The organism is Roseovarius sp. MBR-51 (assembly GCF_053628575.1).
The window spans coordinates 172,019-187,085 of sequence record NZ_JBRJGQ010000003.1 but is presented as its reverse complement, the minus strand read 5'-3'; the positions used below and the strand labels follow the sequence as shown (position 1 = coordinate 187,085).

Here is a 15,067-nt window from a genome sequence, read left to right as displayed (position 1 = left end):
CGAATCCTTTGAAATCAACCCCGTCCGAGGCGGCCTGCCCTGCGACGGTAAAAGACCCGAATCACAGTCTGGCAGATTAAACGCAGGTCGTAGCACAGGCTCTGGTGGCGCGACCAAATCAGATCCAGCCTTGCCTTGCGGGGAATGCAACGGGTCACATAGGTGGTCTCTCCGGTCTCGTGGCTGGTACAGGCGGAGAGCAGCTTTTCTTCGGTTCGGTGGTAAATCAGCGTCGCGAGCCCGGTCACACCGGGGCGTTTCTCGAGCACCTTGGCATAGAGGTCGGGGCAGGCTTCGACATAGCAGCGCAGGGGGGGGCGTGGTCCGACAAAGCTCATGTCCCCGCGCAGCACATTGAGAAGCTGTGGCAATTCATCGAGGCGGTAGGCGCGAAGGCGTCTGCCCAAGGCGGTGACACGATGCTGCTTGTAGCCGCACGAGACGCCGGCGTCGTTCTCGACCACCCGCATGGTGCGGAATTTCCAAAGGCAAAACGGTGTCTCCGGTGTCCGCATCCGCTCGGACAAGTACAACACGGGGCGTCCGTCGATCAAAGCTATGAGGAGGGCAACGACGAGGATGACCGGAGCCAGCAGCAGGATCAGCAAAAGCGCAAATCCAATGTCGAAGGCCCTCTTGGCTGGGGTCATGCTGCGGTCTCCAGGGTGTGCCAGTCGTCGATCATCTGTTGGGCTGTATCTCTGAGATATAGAAACGGGATCAAACCGGCAAGTCGGGTGCCGTCGAGGCTTACGGTCTGCACGGCGGTTTCCGGAGCGTCTTGCCAGATCACGGGACGCCCGGCAGCCTTGGCCAGAGCCTGCATGGTTACGGGCGTGGGCGATGTGACATTGAGCGTATCAGGAAGCCGATCGGGCGGCAGGCTTGCGAGTGCCATCAAGACCTTGGCCAGATCGCCTGGAGCGATGTAGCTGCGGCGCGGGCCGGTGCCATCGGCAAAGCGGTCAAGCCGGACCGGGCTGTCGTGCAGCCGCAGGGCAGGGGCAAGGCTGTCGGCCCCCACAACATTCGCAAGCCGCAGGCAGCAGTGCCGCGTCGGGCCGGTGGGCAAGGCACGCACCGCGTCTTCCATCGCCAGTTTGGAATGACCATAGGCATTGGCGGGCGCCGGTCTATCGGTTTCGTGCAGCGCGTGGCCAGGGCCGTAGACTGCGGCGGACGAGAAATGCAGCACGCGCCGCGCTCCGCAGGCAGCGGCCAGATCGGCGCTGTGGTGGACGAGGTCGATATTGGCTGAAAGATCCTCTGGCGTGCCGGACACCCGGCCCCAAAGCGCAATGACGGTATCGCAATCGGGCAAAGTTGCAAGACGAGCACCGGGAGCCCAAAGGATATCAGCGGGCTTGCGGCGCGACAGCCAGACAATCCGGGGGGCGTCAAGATCGCGCCACGCGGCCCGCAACAGTCCGGCAATTCGGCCTGATGCGCCGGTCACGAGCAGAGATGGTCCTAAGTGCTTTTCGGCCAAGATGCAGCGCTGCCTGTTGCTAAAGGTCAGATTCCGATTGTCTAGCACGCCGTGGGCGGGGTAGGAACCGATGCAATGCTAAACAGACGGGGGAGTCGGAGAGTGACGCGCACAATCAGGATTTTCCTTGGGGTTCTCATGTTTGCCGCTCTGGCGTCGTGCAGTTTGCCTCGGGGGGCCGCCCTGCAAAGCGAGGTTCTCGCCGAAAGTGACAGAAAATCCCCCACGTTTCAGGTGGTGGAGGTCACGCGCCGGTCCACGCCCGCCCTCGCGCTATGGCCTGCGTCCGGATGGAAGGGGCATTACCGTTGGCTATCCGCAAGCCGTGGCCCTGATTCTTCGATCATTCAAACCGGTGATACGCTTCAAATCGTGATTTGGGACAATCAGGAAAATTCCTTGTTGGCCAGTCAGGAGTCGCGGTCGACGGCCGTTCCCCCAATGACGGTGTCGCCGTCTGGATCGGTGTTCATGCCCTATCTCGGTGAGATTAATGTACGCGGAATGACCGAATCCGAAGCGCGTGAGACGTTGCAAACGCGCATGCTCGAGATTGCGCCCTCGGCGCAGGTGCAGCTGAGCGTCAAGCCGGGGCGCAACAATGCGGTTGATGTGGTGGGCGGTGTTTCGGCTCCCGGAAATTATCCGCTGGAGTCGCGCAATACGCGGGTCATGAGCGTGCTGGCGCAGGCTGGAGGCGTGTCTCCGGCGATGAAAAATCCTCTGGTCGTGTTGCAACGTGGCTCTGAAGTCTATGAAACCCGCGCGGAGACGCTGTTTGCCGATCCCGGTCGCAACGCGCTGATCCGGGGGGGCGATCAGATCGTCGTGACCGAAGATGACCGCAGCTTTAACGTGTTGGGTGCTGCAGGCAGCCAGAAGGTGATCCCCTTCGAGGAGGAAACCATAACCGCGATGGAGGCAATATCGTCCATGGGCGGGTTGAGTGCGGCGCGTGCCGATCCCAAAGGATTGCTGGTGCTGCGCGAATATGAACGGCGGCATCTCAACCCCGACAAGCCGGGTCCGGACATGCCTCAGGTAATTTTCTCGCTGGATCTGACCAATGCTGATGGCCTGTTTGCCGCGCGGCAATTCCAGATCAATCCCGGCGACACGCTGCTTGCAACCGAATCGCCGGTTACGCGGGTGCAGACCATACTTGGCCTGTTTGGAACGATCGTTGGATTCGGTGCGACCGCAAACAATCTGGCGAACTAGCCCCAATCTCACGTCAGAATGGCCTGCGGGATGACGAGGGGCGCTGCCCCCATGCCCCTGAGGTATCTTAAGCCCGACGAGGCCGCTCCGCAGGTGCGATCCGATCGGGTGGCGAGCCTGACGCTTTAGACAAGTGACATGCGTTCAGCGCGCTCTGCGTCTGGAAACGGACGGTAGAGGGCAAAGCGGGCCTGAGCAATCTGGGCATGGACACGCTCATGCAGCACCGTCGTTGTCTCGTCCTGTGCGCCGGTGAGCCGAAAGGCGCGGTCCAGTTGGGCGAGATCGGTAACCTCTATCTCGAGCAGGAAATCACCATAGGCATCGGCCGCAAGGTTCAGCTTGCGACGGCAGAGGCGCCAACGTCCAATGCTTCCGTGGGTGTGAAGATGGGTCATCCAAGCCTCAAGCGCGGCGGCAAAGCCCAACGCCTTGGCATCCTGTTTGAGGTCAATCATGCAGCAATAGAGGTTCATCGGCAGGCATCCCGGTATCCTGTGGCACCCTGCCGAGTTTGCACGGGATGTGTTTAGACCGAGTTAAGCCCTGAGCGGCCGTCACAGATTGGCGAAGATATTCTCGACTTCCGGTTCGTCCACGGCTGTTTTGGAGCGATTCGGACCTGTGGTGACGGCGAGTGCGTTCCGGATTTCCTTTTGGATCGGTCTCTTAGCTGTCAGGATCGGGCCTATGCGGTGGGGTTCAATCGCCTTTCGCACAAATACGCGGCGCACACGCGCACGATGGACGAAGACAGAGGCCCGGCGCAATTCCCGGCGTCCCAGCGAGGCGTAGCTGAGGAATACCCCCGCTGCGAGCGCCAAGTCCCGCCAGAAACCCGAGAGGCTTTCCGGCGTCAACAGCCAAAAGTTCTGGATGAGGCTCGAGAACAGGATCAAGGCGACAAGGGTGCGGGCGATGCGGCGCAGTTGAAACCCTGCCATAAAGCTGATGCTGAGGCAGAGCAGGACCATCGAACCGACGAAACGCGCGACGCTCTGAGGCAGGAAAAAGGAGAATAGCGCCCCGACGTCAAAGCCTGTCACGAACCCGAGCGCGAGGGCCATGAAGTAGGACCCCATCACGATGCGCATCAAGTTCAGTCCGGTTGGGCCAATTCGGTAGCGAAAGTTTCTGGTCATATGCAGCATCCGCTCGGTCAGAGAAGAGGAACTGGTCTACACTCGCACAAACAAGCCGCACATGGGCGACCTTCTATTCATCGCAAAAGTTGCAAGAATTGGGCCAAAACGTGGTCGTGCACGATAAAAGGTCGCACCGAGGGTTAAAGTCAACCCTCGGCGGTTTCGTCCTCATCGGCTTGTTCGGCGATCCAAGCGACCGAAACGACCTCTTCTCCGGCGCCGGTGTTGAACACTTTGACCCCGCCCGCGCTGCGCGAGCGGAAGGAAATGCCCATGACAGGCACACGGATCGACTGACCCTTGGAGGTCGCGAGCATGATCTGATCCTCGAGCGTCACCGGGAAGGAGGCGACGACCGTGCCACCGCGCATGCCCTTGTCCATCGCCTGCACGCCCATGCCACCGCGCCCGCGCACCGGGTAGTCGTGGCTGGAGCTGAGCTTGCCCGTGCCGCGTGTGGTGATGGTCAGGATCAGGTTTTCAGCCGATTGCATTTCCTCGAAGCGCTCGGGGCTGACGGCGGCATCGGCGTTTCCTTCGTCATCGGCGGCTGCGTCCTCATCCGCGCCAGCCAGTTGCCGGCGCATCTTGAGATAGGCGGCGCGCTCATCTGCGGAGGCGTCGAAATGGCTGATCACCGACATCGACACGACGCGGTCGTTGCCTAACAGGCGGATGCCGCGCACACCGGTGGATTTGCGGCCCTTGAAGACCCGCACCTCGGTCGTGGGGAAGCGGATGGCGCGGCCGGAATCGGTTACGAGCATGACGTCATCCTGGGGTCCGCAGATGCGCGCGTTGACCAGCTCGACGCCCTCGGGCAGGTCCATCGCGATCTTGCCATTGCGCATGACATTGGTGAAATCCGAGAGCGCATTCCGGCGCACGTCGCCTGCCGAGGTGGCAAAGACGATCTGCAAATCTTCCCAATCTTCCTCGGGGCGGTCCACCGGCATGATCGCGGCGATGGAAACGCCTGTGGGAATCGGCAGGATATTGACGATGGCCTTGCCCTTGGAGGTCCGGCCCCCGAGCGGCAAACGCCATGTCTTGAGCTTGTAAACCATACCGCCGGTGGTGAAGAACAGAAGCTGCGTGTGGGTATTGGCGACAAAGAGCGTGGTGACCACGTCTTCATCCTTGGTGGCCATGCCCGACAGTCCTTTGCCGCCGCGTTTTTGAGCGCGGAAATCGGCAAGGGCCGTGCGTTTGATATAACCGCCGCTGGTGACGGTCACGACCATATCCTCGCGCTCGATGAGGTCTTCGTCCTCCATGTCGCCGGACCAGTCGACAATCTGGGTGCGGCGCGGGACGGCAAAGAGCTCGCGCACCTCGCGCAGTTCGTCCGAGATGATCTGCATGATCCGCTCGCGGCTGGCGAGAATGGCGAGGTATTCCTTGATCTTGCCAGCGAGGTCTTGCAGCTCGTCGGTGACTTCCTTGACGCCAAGTTGCGTCAGGCGTTGCAGGCGCAGATCGAGAATGGCGCGGGCCTGAACCTCGGAGAGATTATAGGTGCCGTCGTCGTTGGCTGGGTGACTTGGATCGTCAATCAGCGCGATATAGGGCAGGATTTCGCCTGCGGGCCAACGGCGTTCCATCAGCTTGGTGCGGGCTTCGGCGGCGTCGGCGGAGGCGCGGATCGTGGCCACGACCTCGTCGACGTTGGAGACAGCGACTGCCAGACCGCAGAGCACATGCGCGCGTTCGCGGGCGCGGCGGAGTTCAAAGGCAGTGCGGCGTGCGACAACTTCCTCGCGGAACACGATGAAGAGGGACAGGAAGCGGTGCAGCGTCAACTGCTCGGGCTTACCACCATTGAGGGCCAGCATGTTGCAGCCGAAATAGGTCTGCATCGGGGTGAAGCGGAAAAGCTGGTTCAGCACCACCTCGGCGGTGGCATCTCGCTTGAGTTCGATCACCACACGCACGCCGTTGCGGTCGGATTCGTCCTGCACATGGGCGATGCCTTCGATCCGCTTGTCGCGGGCGGCCTCGGCGATGCGCTCGATCATCGTCGCCTTGTTCACCTGATAGGGGATTTCGTCGATGACGATGGCGTAGCGGTCCTTGCGGATCTCCTCGACGCGGGTCTTGGCGCGAATGATGACAGAGCCGCGTCCCTCGAGATAGGCCTTGCGCGCGCCGGAGCGGCCGAGCATCAGCCCGCCGGTGGGAAAATCGGGCCCGGGGATATATTGGATGAGGTCTTCGCTCTCGAGATCGGGGTTCTCGATCAGCGCCAGCGTGGCATCAATCACCTCGCCCAGATTGTGCGGCGGGATGTTGGTGGCCATGCCCACGGCGATACCGCCCGCGCCATTGACCAGCATGTTCGGAAAACGCGCGGGCAAGACGGTGGGCTCTCTGTCCTTGCCGTCGTAATTGTCCTGGAAGTTGACGGTGTCTTTTTCGATGTCGGCCAAGAGATAGGCGGCCGGTTTGTCCATCCGCACTTCGGTATAGCGCATGGCGGCGGCGTTATCGCCATCCATCGAGCCGAAATTGCCCTGCCCGTCGAGGAGCGGCAAGGACATCGAGAAATCCTGCGCCATGCGCACCAGCGCGTCATAGATCGCGGAATCGCCATGCGGGTGGTATTTGCCCATCACGTCGCCCACCGCGCGGGCTGATTTGCGGTACGGCTTGTCGTGGGTATTGCCGCCCTCATGCATGGCATAGAGAATGCGCCGATGCACCGGTTTCAGGCCGTCGCGCAGGTCAGGAATCGCGCGGCTGACGATCACGCTCATGGCGTAATCGAGGTAAGACGTTTTCATCTCATGGGTGATGGACACCGACGGGCCGCTGTATGCGGGGCGTTCTGGTGGGGTTTCATCCATGTTTTCAGGGGGTTGAGGCGTATCGCTCACGTTTTGTACCGTCCTGTGATCATTCTCTATATCTTGTTGAGCGGACTATATCAGAGGCAGGATATAGGGTGCAATGGGGCTGGGCCCTAGCATGTGTCAGCCGGGCAGGTAGAGTGCTAACACACTGTTTTAATTGAAAAGTAATTTCATTCAGGCATCATGGTTCTATGAGGTAGTGACAGGAGCAGAAAATGCCAACTTCCGAAACCGAATTGATGCTGAAAGGATATGGGCTGACCACGGCGGAGTTCTTTTACCGGATGCCCGATTACCGGAATGTGCTGAACAGCTATGTCTGGCAGGACTATGATCTGGCACCGGACCACCCGCGGCTGTTCGAGTTCATCGAATTCTGGCAGCGAGAGATCGAGGGACCGCTTCATTCGGTGCGTTTCACGCATCGCAAGCTGATCGCCCCCGGTGAGTGGCGCAATGTCGTGGGCGAATTCACGCTGCATTGAAGGTGGGTCGCGCTTGAAGCGCGCGCCTGCCCGTGATCTTGTCGAGGGCCGTCGCTTCTGATCCAGAGGATAGCCTGATGACTGCCCCGCAAACGATGATCCTCGGCGTGCTCGCGCTGACCATGGGACTGTTTCTCTGGGGGCGGCTGCGCCATGATGTGGTGGCGCTGTCGTCTTTGATGGCCTGTGTGGTCACAGGGCTGGTGCCAGCCGCCGACGCGTTCGCCGGGTTCGGGCATCCGGCGGTGATCACCGTCGCCTGTGTGCTGGTGCTGAGCCAAGGGTTGCAGAATACCGGCGCGGTGGATGCCTTGACCCGCGCGGTGCTGCCGCGTCAGGCCGGACGATTTGTCAGTATGATCGCATTGCTGGGTCTCGGCGCGGCGCTCTCTGGGTTTATGAACAATGTGGGTGCGATGGCGCTCCTGATGCCGGTGGCGATGCAACTGGCCAAGCGGTTGGGGTTGCCGCCGGGGCTGGTGTTGATGCCTTTGGCCTTTGGCACGATTTTGGGGGGCATGATGACGCTGGTCGGCACGCCGCCCAACCTGATCGTTTCAGGGTTTCGTCAGGAGACCGGGCGTGGGCCCTTTGGGATGTTCGATTTCGCGCCGGTTGGTGTGACTGTGGCTGTGCTCGGGATCGCGGCGATTGCCGCTATTGGCTGGCGGTTGGTGCCCCGGCGCACCTCTGCGCGCGCATCGGAATTCGACGCAGGTGCCTATATGACCGAGGTGCGCGTGGGTGACAAGAGCAAGGCAATCGGTCTGACGCTGCGGGCCTTTGAGCGCGACGTCGAAAGTTCGGACGCGCAGATCGTGGCATTGGTGCGCAACGATGTACGCTTGCTTGCGCCGCACGGTGGGCGAATAATCAGGGAGCATGATGTTCTCGTCCTGGAGGCCGATGTCGAGGCCTTGGCGGAAACGCTTTCGGTGTTCGATCTGACCTTGGAGGCGGACATCAAGAAGGCCAAGGAGCCAAAGGCGGAGGAGGCTGAAACCGAAACCGACGCGGAGGCGACCGAAGACCCCGGTTCACTGGATGAGCGCGACACGGTGTTGCGCGAATTGGCGGTGCTGCCGTCAGCGTCAATTGTCGGGATGTCTGCCAGCGACCTGCATCTGCGCACGCGATATGGGCTCAATCTTTTGGCGGTGGCGCGCGGGGGGCAGGCACCGCGCGCGCGCCTGCGCTCGATCAAGCTGAAATCGGGAGATCTCCTGTTGATGCAGGGACCGGCCGAATCCTTGTCGGAGTTCATCCATGACACGGGCTGTGTACCGCTGGGCGAGCGGGAGTTGCGCCTGCCAAGCCGACGGATGGCGATCACGGCGGCGGGTATCATGGGCGTGGCGGTTGTGCTGGTGACCTTTGGCGTTCTGCCTGCGGCGGCGAGTTTCGCGCTGGGCGTTCTGGCCTCGATGCTGTTTCGCACAGTGCCGCCCCGTCAGGTCTATACGGCGATTGACTGGCCCGTGATCGTGTTGCTGGCCGCGCTTATCCCCGTGGCGGGCGCGATGCAGAGCACGGGAGCCGCGAATTTGCTGGCGGAGTTTTTGGTGACCCACGTCGCGCAGGGGCAGGCCATAGCAGCCTTGGCGGTGATCCTGATCACCACGATGTTCCTGTCTGATGTGATGAACAACGCCGCGACCGCCGCGGTGATGTGTCCGATCGCACTTGGGATTTCCGCGTCGCTTGGCGTTAGCCCGGACAGTTTCCTGATGGCGGTGGCCATTGGGGCGTCTTGTGCGTTTCTGACGCCCATCGGGCATCAGAACAACACGCTGATCCTTGGCCCCGGCGGATTTCGCTTTGGCGATTACTGGAAATTGGGATTGCCGTTGGAAATTCTGGTCGTGGCGATCAGCTTGCCGCTCTTGCTGATCGTCTGGCCGCTCTGACGCCGCACAAGCCTTGTGGCTTGTGCGGCGTCAGTGTGCGATCCGGTTAGGGGATGATGCGGGTGTATTTCATGCCTTCGAGCGATGCACCGGCCAGAGCGCCGGCCTGTCCAAAGACCACGGCCACAACCGGGCTGGTCGAGGTTGTGGTTTCGGCGCGCATGTTTTCGCCCTTGTCGTTGAAGACATATTCGACGTCCGCGCCCGCAGCCCAACCCGACGAGCGGCGGAACTGTTCCAATGCGCCTTCGGTCATGAAGAACAACACATGCGCGAATTGCTGTGCCCCGATCTGAAGACCAATGCTGCCTTTGGTCGCCGAGTAGTAATCGACCGTGATGTTGTTGATCCGGAGCGCGCCGCGGCCAAAGCCGCCGCCGACGATCAGACCCGCTTCTGTCATCAGGGGCATGATCAGCATGCCATTGGATTTATCAGCAAGCGCGCGGGTGCCGGGGTATTGCGCATACATATGGGTGAGGGTGGAATCAACCCGCGCGTCAATCGTCGAGGCGCCGGTGCTGCCAACGCCGTTGCCACAGGCCGCAAGCAGCGGCGTGCCGGCCATCAGGCCCAAGGTAAAAGTCCGTCTTGAGAGAATGCTCATGGGTTTGCCTGTTTGTTGCCTCAGGGTGCCGGTCTTTTGTCACATACCGGTCTGACACCGATTATAGGGGTAAGGTGGTCTTATGTCACCATAGATTGCGTTCATGCGCGGGATACTGCGCGCTCAGGTTAGCCTTTTGACAAGATACGGGCCACCGCTGGTGCAAAATAGCTCAAGACCCCGTCGCACCCTGCGCGTTTGAAGCACATCAGGCTCTCGAGCATGGCACGGTCGCGGTCGATCCAGCCGTTCTGAGCGGCGGCCATGATCATCGCGTATTCGCCCGACACCTGATAGGCAAAGGTGGGCGCGCCAAAGGTTTCCTTGGCCCGTCGGCAGATGTCGAGATAGGGCATGCCCGGCTTGACCATCACCATATCCGCGCCCTCACGCAGGTCACGCTCGATGAGGCGCAGCGCCTCGTCGGTGTTGGCGGGGTTCATCTGATAGGTTTTCTTGTCGCCCTTGAGCGCATTTGCGGCCCCCACGGCATCGCGGAACGGGCCGTAGAAGGCGCTCGCGTATTTGGCGGCGTAGGACATGATCATCACATTATGGTGACCATGCGCCTCAAGCGCTGTGCGAATGGCACCGACGCGTCCGTCCATCATATCCGACGGGCCGATGATATCGACGCCCGCCTCGGCCTGAGACAGCGCCTGTTTGACCAGAGCCTCGACCGTGGCGTCATTGACGATCTCGCCATCCACGACAAAGCCGTCGTGGCCGGTGTCCGAATAGGGATCGAGGGCCACATCGGTCATCACCGAGAGGCCTGGTACCGCCGCCTTGATCGCACGAGTGGCACGATTGCTCAGGTTTTCGGGGTTCCAGGCCTCTGCGCAATCGGCGGTGCGGTTCTCGGCTGATGTGTAAGGAAAAAGGCAAATGGCCGGTATACCGAGGTCAGCGGCCTCTTGGGCGGCCTCGACCACGCGGTCGATGGAACGGCGCATCACGCCGGGCATGGAGGGCACCGGTTCTTCGATGCCTTCGCCATCACGCACGAATACTGGCCAGATGAGATCACCGACCGACAGCGTGTTTTCCGCCACCAAGGCGCGGATGCTAGGGGTCGCGCGGGTGCGGCGCAGGCGGGTGGCGGGAAAGGCAGCTTGGGTCGGGCGCATGGGCGGTCTTTCTGGCTGGGTCAACCCTAACTGAGTGGCATGGAAATTCACGCATCTCAAGGGTAGGAATTGCCGCGCACCGGCGCTAAGAGAAGCGATGATACGGCGAGAGGGGACCGGCCTTGGACTGGTACGACACTGTTTTCGAATTGATTGACATGCGGTCCTTTAGCAACCTTTGGTATTGGATCGCTTTGGCTGTGACGTGGTCCTCGGCCAGCCATTGGGTATTAGGCGTGCCATGGGACATGGCCATTCGGGCCCGCAAGGGCCGGAGTGCGCAGGCGATAACGGATTTCGAAGATATGGTCCGGATCAATATCAACCGCATCCTCTATGTCGCACGGGAATCGGGTTTGTTGATGGTGGGCATCACCGCGTTCCTGATGACGATGCTGGTGCTTTTGGGGTTTGTGTATCACAACGAATTCGCCCAAGCCCTATTTTTGCTGGGCTTTCCGCTCTTGATTGTCGGTGTTCTGTCTGTGTGGGTGGCACAACGCATCACTGTCCGGGAACTGAATGGCGAGGCCTTGATCAAACGGTTGCAGACGCATCGCTTTTTCATCCAGTTGATTGGCATGTTCTCGATATTCGTGACTGCGATGTGGGGCATGTATCAGAACATGAGTGCCAATATTCTGGGATGAATCCGCTCGTCGTTCGGGCACATGCACAGCCTGCTGACCGAGCGCAAGGAACAGGAACACCATGACCAAAGCGCAGCATATCACCGTGGGCGGCGCGCCCGAAGGCTTTGACGCGAGGCTGATCCTGGCTGAAGTGGCCAAGACCGGTGCGCCGGTCCTGCATGTCGCGCGCGATGACAAGCGGATGGCGGCGATGCAGGCGGCCTTGCGATTCTTTGCGCCTGATATGCCGGTGATGACCTTTCCGGGCTGGGATTGCCTGCCCTATGACCGGGTGTCGCCCAATGCCGATATTTCGGCCACGCGGATGGCGACCTTGGCGGGATTGGTGCATGGCGGGCCGTCGCAATTTGTGCTGTTGACCACGCTGAATGCCGCGTCGCAGCGGGTGCCTGCCCGCGACGTGCTGCGCGGTGCGGCCTTTGTCGCGGCGGTGGGCGAGCGGATCGACGACAAGGCGTTGCGCGATTTTCTGGTGCGGATGGGGTTTACGCAGGCGCCCACGGTGACGGAGCCGGGGGATTACGCGCTGCGCGGCGGGATCATCGACATCTATCCGCCGGGCGAGGGCGGGCCGGTGCGGCTTGATCTCTTTGGCGATGTTCTGGACGGCATACGCCGCTTCGATCCGGCCACGCAGCGCACCACCGAGAAGCTGGATCGGGTGGAGTTGGCGCCGGTGTCCGAGGTCATTCTGGACGAGGAGGCGATCCGCCGCTTTCGTCAGAATTACCGGATCGAGTTTGGCGCGGCGGGCACGGATGATCCGCTTTACGAGGCGGTAAGTGCGGGGCGCAAACACGCGGGTGTCGAGCATTGGTTGCCGTTCTTTCACGAGCGGCTGGAGGGGCTCTTTGAGTATCTGCCCGGCGCCACGATCACGCTCGATGAGCAGGTGACACCGCAGCGGTTAGCGCGTTGGGACAGTATTGCGGATCAATACGAGACGCGGCATCTGGCGCTGAGTCAGAAATCGCGGGGCGATACGGTTTACAAGCCGGTGCAGCCGGGTTTGCTCTATTTTGACGATGCAGCCTGGAGCGCGGCGGTGGCTGACCGGCGTGTGTTGCAGTTTGCAGCCTTGCCGCAGGCGACAGGCTTGGGCGTAATCGACGCGGGCGGGCGGATCGGGCGCAATTTCGCGCCCGAGCGTCAGCAGGAAAATATAAATCTTTTCAGTGCCCTGAAGGATCATATTCGCGCAAAACTTGAACGAGGTCCGGTGCTGTTGGCCTCGTATTCCGCGGGCGCGCGCGAGCGACTTGAGGGTCTGCTTGAGGACGAAGGGTTGATTGGCGCGGTGAGTGTCAGCACGGCCAAAGGTGTCGGCAAGCATGGGCTTCATCTGGCGGTCTGGCCGCTGGAGAACGGATTTGAGGCGCCGGACCTGACGGTGATCGCCGAACAGGATGTGCTGGGTGAGCGGCTGATCCGTGCGCCGCGCCGGCGGCGGGCCGACAATTTCCTGACCGAGGCGCAAAGCCTGAGCATCGGCGATCTGGTGGTGCATGTGGACCACGGCATCGGGCGGTATCTGGGGCTCGAGGTGGTCACAGCCGCCGGGGCAGCGCATGAATGCCTCGTGCTCGAATATGCCGAAAGCTCCAAGCTTTATCTGCCGGTCGAGAATATCGAGCTTTTGTCGAAATACGGGCATGAGGAGGGTTTGCTCGACCGTCTGGGCGGCGGCGCGTGGCAGGCCAAGAAGGCGCGGCTCAAGGAGCGTATCCGCGAGATGGCGGATCGTCTGATCCGGGTGGCGGCCGAGCGCGCGTTGCGGCGCGCGCCCGTAATTGAGCCCGAGCATCACGCCTGGGAGGCCTTTGCCGCGCGGTTCCCCTATCAGGAGACCGATGATCAGTTGCACGCCATCGAGGATGTGCTGAACGATCTGGGATCGGGCACGCCGATGGATCGGTTGATCTGTGGCGATGTCGGATTTGGCAAGACCGAGGTGGCGATGCGCGCGGCGTTTGCCGCTGCGATGACGGGTCTACAGGTGGCGGTGATCGCACCCACCACGTTGCTTGCCCGGCAACATTATCAAGAGTTTGCGTCGCGCTTTCGGGGGTTTCCAGTCAATGTTCGCCCCTTGTCGCGGTTTGTCTCGGCAGGTGATGCCGCCAAGACCCGCGATGCCATGGCGCGCGGCGAGGCGGATATTGTCGTGGGCACGCATGCCCTCTTGGCCAAGGGGATCAGGTTCAAGAACCTTGGGCTGCTCATCATCGACGAGGAACAGCGCTTTGGCGTTGCGCATAAGGAGCGGTTGAAGCAACTGCGTTCTGATGTGCATGTGCTGACGCTGACCGCGACGCCCATTCCGCGCACGCTGCAACTGTCGCTGTCGGGGGTGCGCGATCTGTCGATCATCGGCACGCCGCCGGTGGATCGTCTGGCAATCCGCACCTATGTGAGCGAGTTCGATAGCGTGACCGTGCGCGAGGCGCTCTTGCGTGAGCATTATAGGGGCGGGCAATCGTTTTATGTGGTGCCGCGCATCAGTGACCTGCCGGAGATCGAGGATTTCCTGAAAACGCAGGTGCCAGAGGTCACATATGTCATCGCGCATGGGCAGATGGCGGCGGGGGAACTCGACGACCGGATGAACGCGTTTTACGATGGCAAATACGATGTGCTGCTGGCGACGACGATTGTCGAATCGGGGCTCGATATTCCCACTGCCAACACGATGATCATTCACCGCGCGGATATGTTCGGCCTCAGCCAGCTCTATCAGATCCGGGGTCGCGTGGGCCGCTCCAAGACGCGCGCCTATGCGTATCTCACGACCAAGCCACGCGTGCCGCTGACGCCGGGGGCGGAAAAGCGGCTGCGGGTGCTGGGCAGTCTCGACACATTGGGGGCGGGTTTCACGCTGGCAAGCCAAGACCTCGATATTCGCGGGGCGGGCAATCTGCTGGGCGAGGAACAGTCCGGGCAGATGCGTGATGTGGGATATGAACTGTATCAGTCCATGCTGGAAGAGGCGATTGCCAAGATCAGATCGGGCCAGATGGAAGGGCTGTCGGAAGCCGACGAGCAATGGGCACCACAGATCAATCTGGGCGTGCCGGTTCTGATCCCCGAGGACTATGTGCCCGATCTCGACGTGCGTCTGGGGCTCTATCGCCGCCTGAGCGGGTTGGAGACCAAGGTGGAGTTGGAAGGCTTTGCCGCCGAGTTGATCGACCGCTTCGGCAAACTGCCGCGCGAGGTCAACATGCTGATGCTGGTGGTGCGGATCAAGGCGATGTGCAAACGCGCCGGCATTTCCAAGCTTGATGGCGGGCCGAAAGGGGCGACGATCCAGTTTCACAATGACAAGTTCGCCTCGCCGCGCGGGCTGGTCGAGTTCATCAATGACGAGCGGGGGCTGGCCAAGGTGCGTGACAACAAGATCGTCGTGCGTCGCGACTGGAAGGGCGAGACCGACCGCATCAAAGGCGCCTTTGGCATAGCTCGCGATCTGGCGGAAAAGGTTGTGGCAGAGGCCAAGCGCGCCAAGGGATGAGAGCGGGGTGGGGGCGCTGCCCCCGTCCCGGATGACATCCGAGACTCCCCCGAGGTATTTCGGCCAG

Annotated in this window: 12 protein-coding genes; 5 read left to right on the top strand and 7 right to left on the bottom strand. The window is 61.3% G+C overall.

All coding sequences use genetic code 11. The annotated features are described in order from the left end of the window. Positions 1 to 14: 14 nt before the first annotated feature. Entirely contained in the window at positions 15 to 650 is a 636-nt protein-coding gene (locus tag ACSSVY_RS05445) for a sugar transferase (RefSeq protein WP_454268400.1), read from the bottom strand. Further along, positions 647 to 1,456: an NAD-dependent epimerase/dehydratase family protein gene (locus tag ACSSVY_RS05440; RefSeq protein WP_454268399.1), complete on the bottom strand. Its 810-nt coding sequence runs from the start codon at positions 1,454 to 1,456 to the stop codon at positions 647 to 649. The genes ACSSVY_RS05445 and ACSSVY_RS05440 overlap by 4 nt, the downstream gene beginning before the upstream one ends. Before the next feature lie 108 nt (positions 1,457 to 1,564). On the opposite strand from ACSSVY_RS05440, the gene ACSSVY_RS05435 reads away from it, so the two are divergent. Next, positions 1,565 to 2,710 (top strand): polysaccharide biosynthesis/export family protein, encoded by a 1,146-nt coding sequence (locus tag ACSSVY_RS05435; protein WP_454268398.1) that lies wholly within the window; start codon positions 1,565 to 1,567, stop codon positions 2,708 to 2,710. Between the two features lie 125 nt (positions 2,711 to 2,835). Here the strand turns inward: ACSSVY_RS05435 and ACSSVY_RS05430 are convergent, their stop codons facing one another. The 3 genes from ACSSVY_RS05430 to gyrA form a co-directional block, all read right to left on the bottom strand. Next, on the bottom strand, positions 2,836 to 3,186 hold the full coding sequence (locus ACSSVY_RS05430) for a DUF6614 family protein (protein ID WP_454268397.1): 351 nt from the start codon (positions 3,184 to 3,186) through the stop codon (positions 2,836 to 2,838). Between the two features lie 81 nt (positions 3,187 to 3,267). Then, positions 3,268 to 3,852, bottom strand: coding sequence for a hypothetical protein (locus ACSSVY_RS05425; protein ID WP_454268396.1), 585 nt, complete (start codon positions 3,850 to 3,852; stop codon positions 3,268 to 3,270). Positions 3,853 to 4,001: 149 nt separating this feature from the next. Then, positions 4,002 to 6,701, bottom strand: a complete 2,700-nt coding sequence (gene gyrA, locus ACSSVY_RS05420; RefSeq protein WP_454268594.1) for a DNA gyrase subunit A — start codon at positions 6,699 to 6,701, stop codon at positions 4,002 to 4,004. 221 nt (positions 6,702 to 6,922) lie between these two features. Between gyrA and ACSSVY_RS05415 the strand changes: the two genes are divergently transcribed. Further along, complete coding sequence (locus ACSSVY_RS05415; RefSeq protein ID WP_009818366.1) at positions 6,923 to 7,192, top strand: usg protein; 270 nt, start codon at positions 6,923 to 6,925, stop codon at positions 7,190 to 7,192. Between the two features lie 77 nt (positions 7,193 to 7,269). Next, complete coding sequence (locus tag ACSSVY_RS05410) at positions 7,270 to 9,099, top strand: SLC13 family permease (RefSeq protein ID WP_454268395.1); 1,830 nt, start codon at positions 7,270 to 7,272, stop codon at positions 9,097 to 9,099. Positions 9,100 to 9,145: 46 nt separating this feature from the next. On the opposite strand, the gene ACSSVY_RS05405 is transcribed toward ACSSVY_RS05410, so the two are convergent. Next, positions 9,146 to 9,706, bottom strand: coding sequence for a lipid-binding SYLF domain-containing protein (locus ACSSVY_RS05405; protein ID WP_454268394.1), 561 nt, complete (start codon positions 9,704 to 9,706; stop codon positions 9,146 to 9,148). Between the two features lie 128 nt (positions 9,707 to 9,834). Next, the gene (gene hemB, locus ACSSVY_RS05400) at positions 9,835 to 10,836 is read right to left on the bottom strand and encodes a porphobilinogen synthase (protein ID WP_454268393.1); all 1,002 of its coding nucleotides are present in this window, start codon (positions 10,834 to 10,836) and stop codon (positions 9,835 to 9,837) included. A 122-nt stretch (positions 10,837 to 10,958) separates the two neighbouring features. Between hemB and ACSSVY_RS05395 the strand changes: the two genes are divergently transcribed. After that, positions 10,959 to 11,486 carry a component of SufBCD complex gene (locus tag ACSSVY_RS05395; RefSeq protein ID WP_454268392.1) on the top strand — a complete coding sequence of 176 codons (528 nt, stop codon included), beginning with the start codon at positions 10,959 to 10,961 and terminating at the stop codon, positions 11,484 to 11,486. A gap of 61 nt (positions 11,487 to 11,547) precedes the next feature. Continuing rightward, positions 11,548 to 15,000 carry a transcription-repair coupling factor gene (gene mfd, locus ACSSVY_RS05390; RefSeq protein ID WP_454268391.1) on the top strand — a complete coding sequence of 1,151 codons (3,453 nt, stop codon included), beginning with the start codon at positions 11,548 to 11,550 and terminating at the stop codon, positions 14,998 to 15,000. Positions 15,001 to 15,067 lie beyond the last annotated feature (67 nt).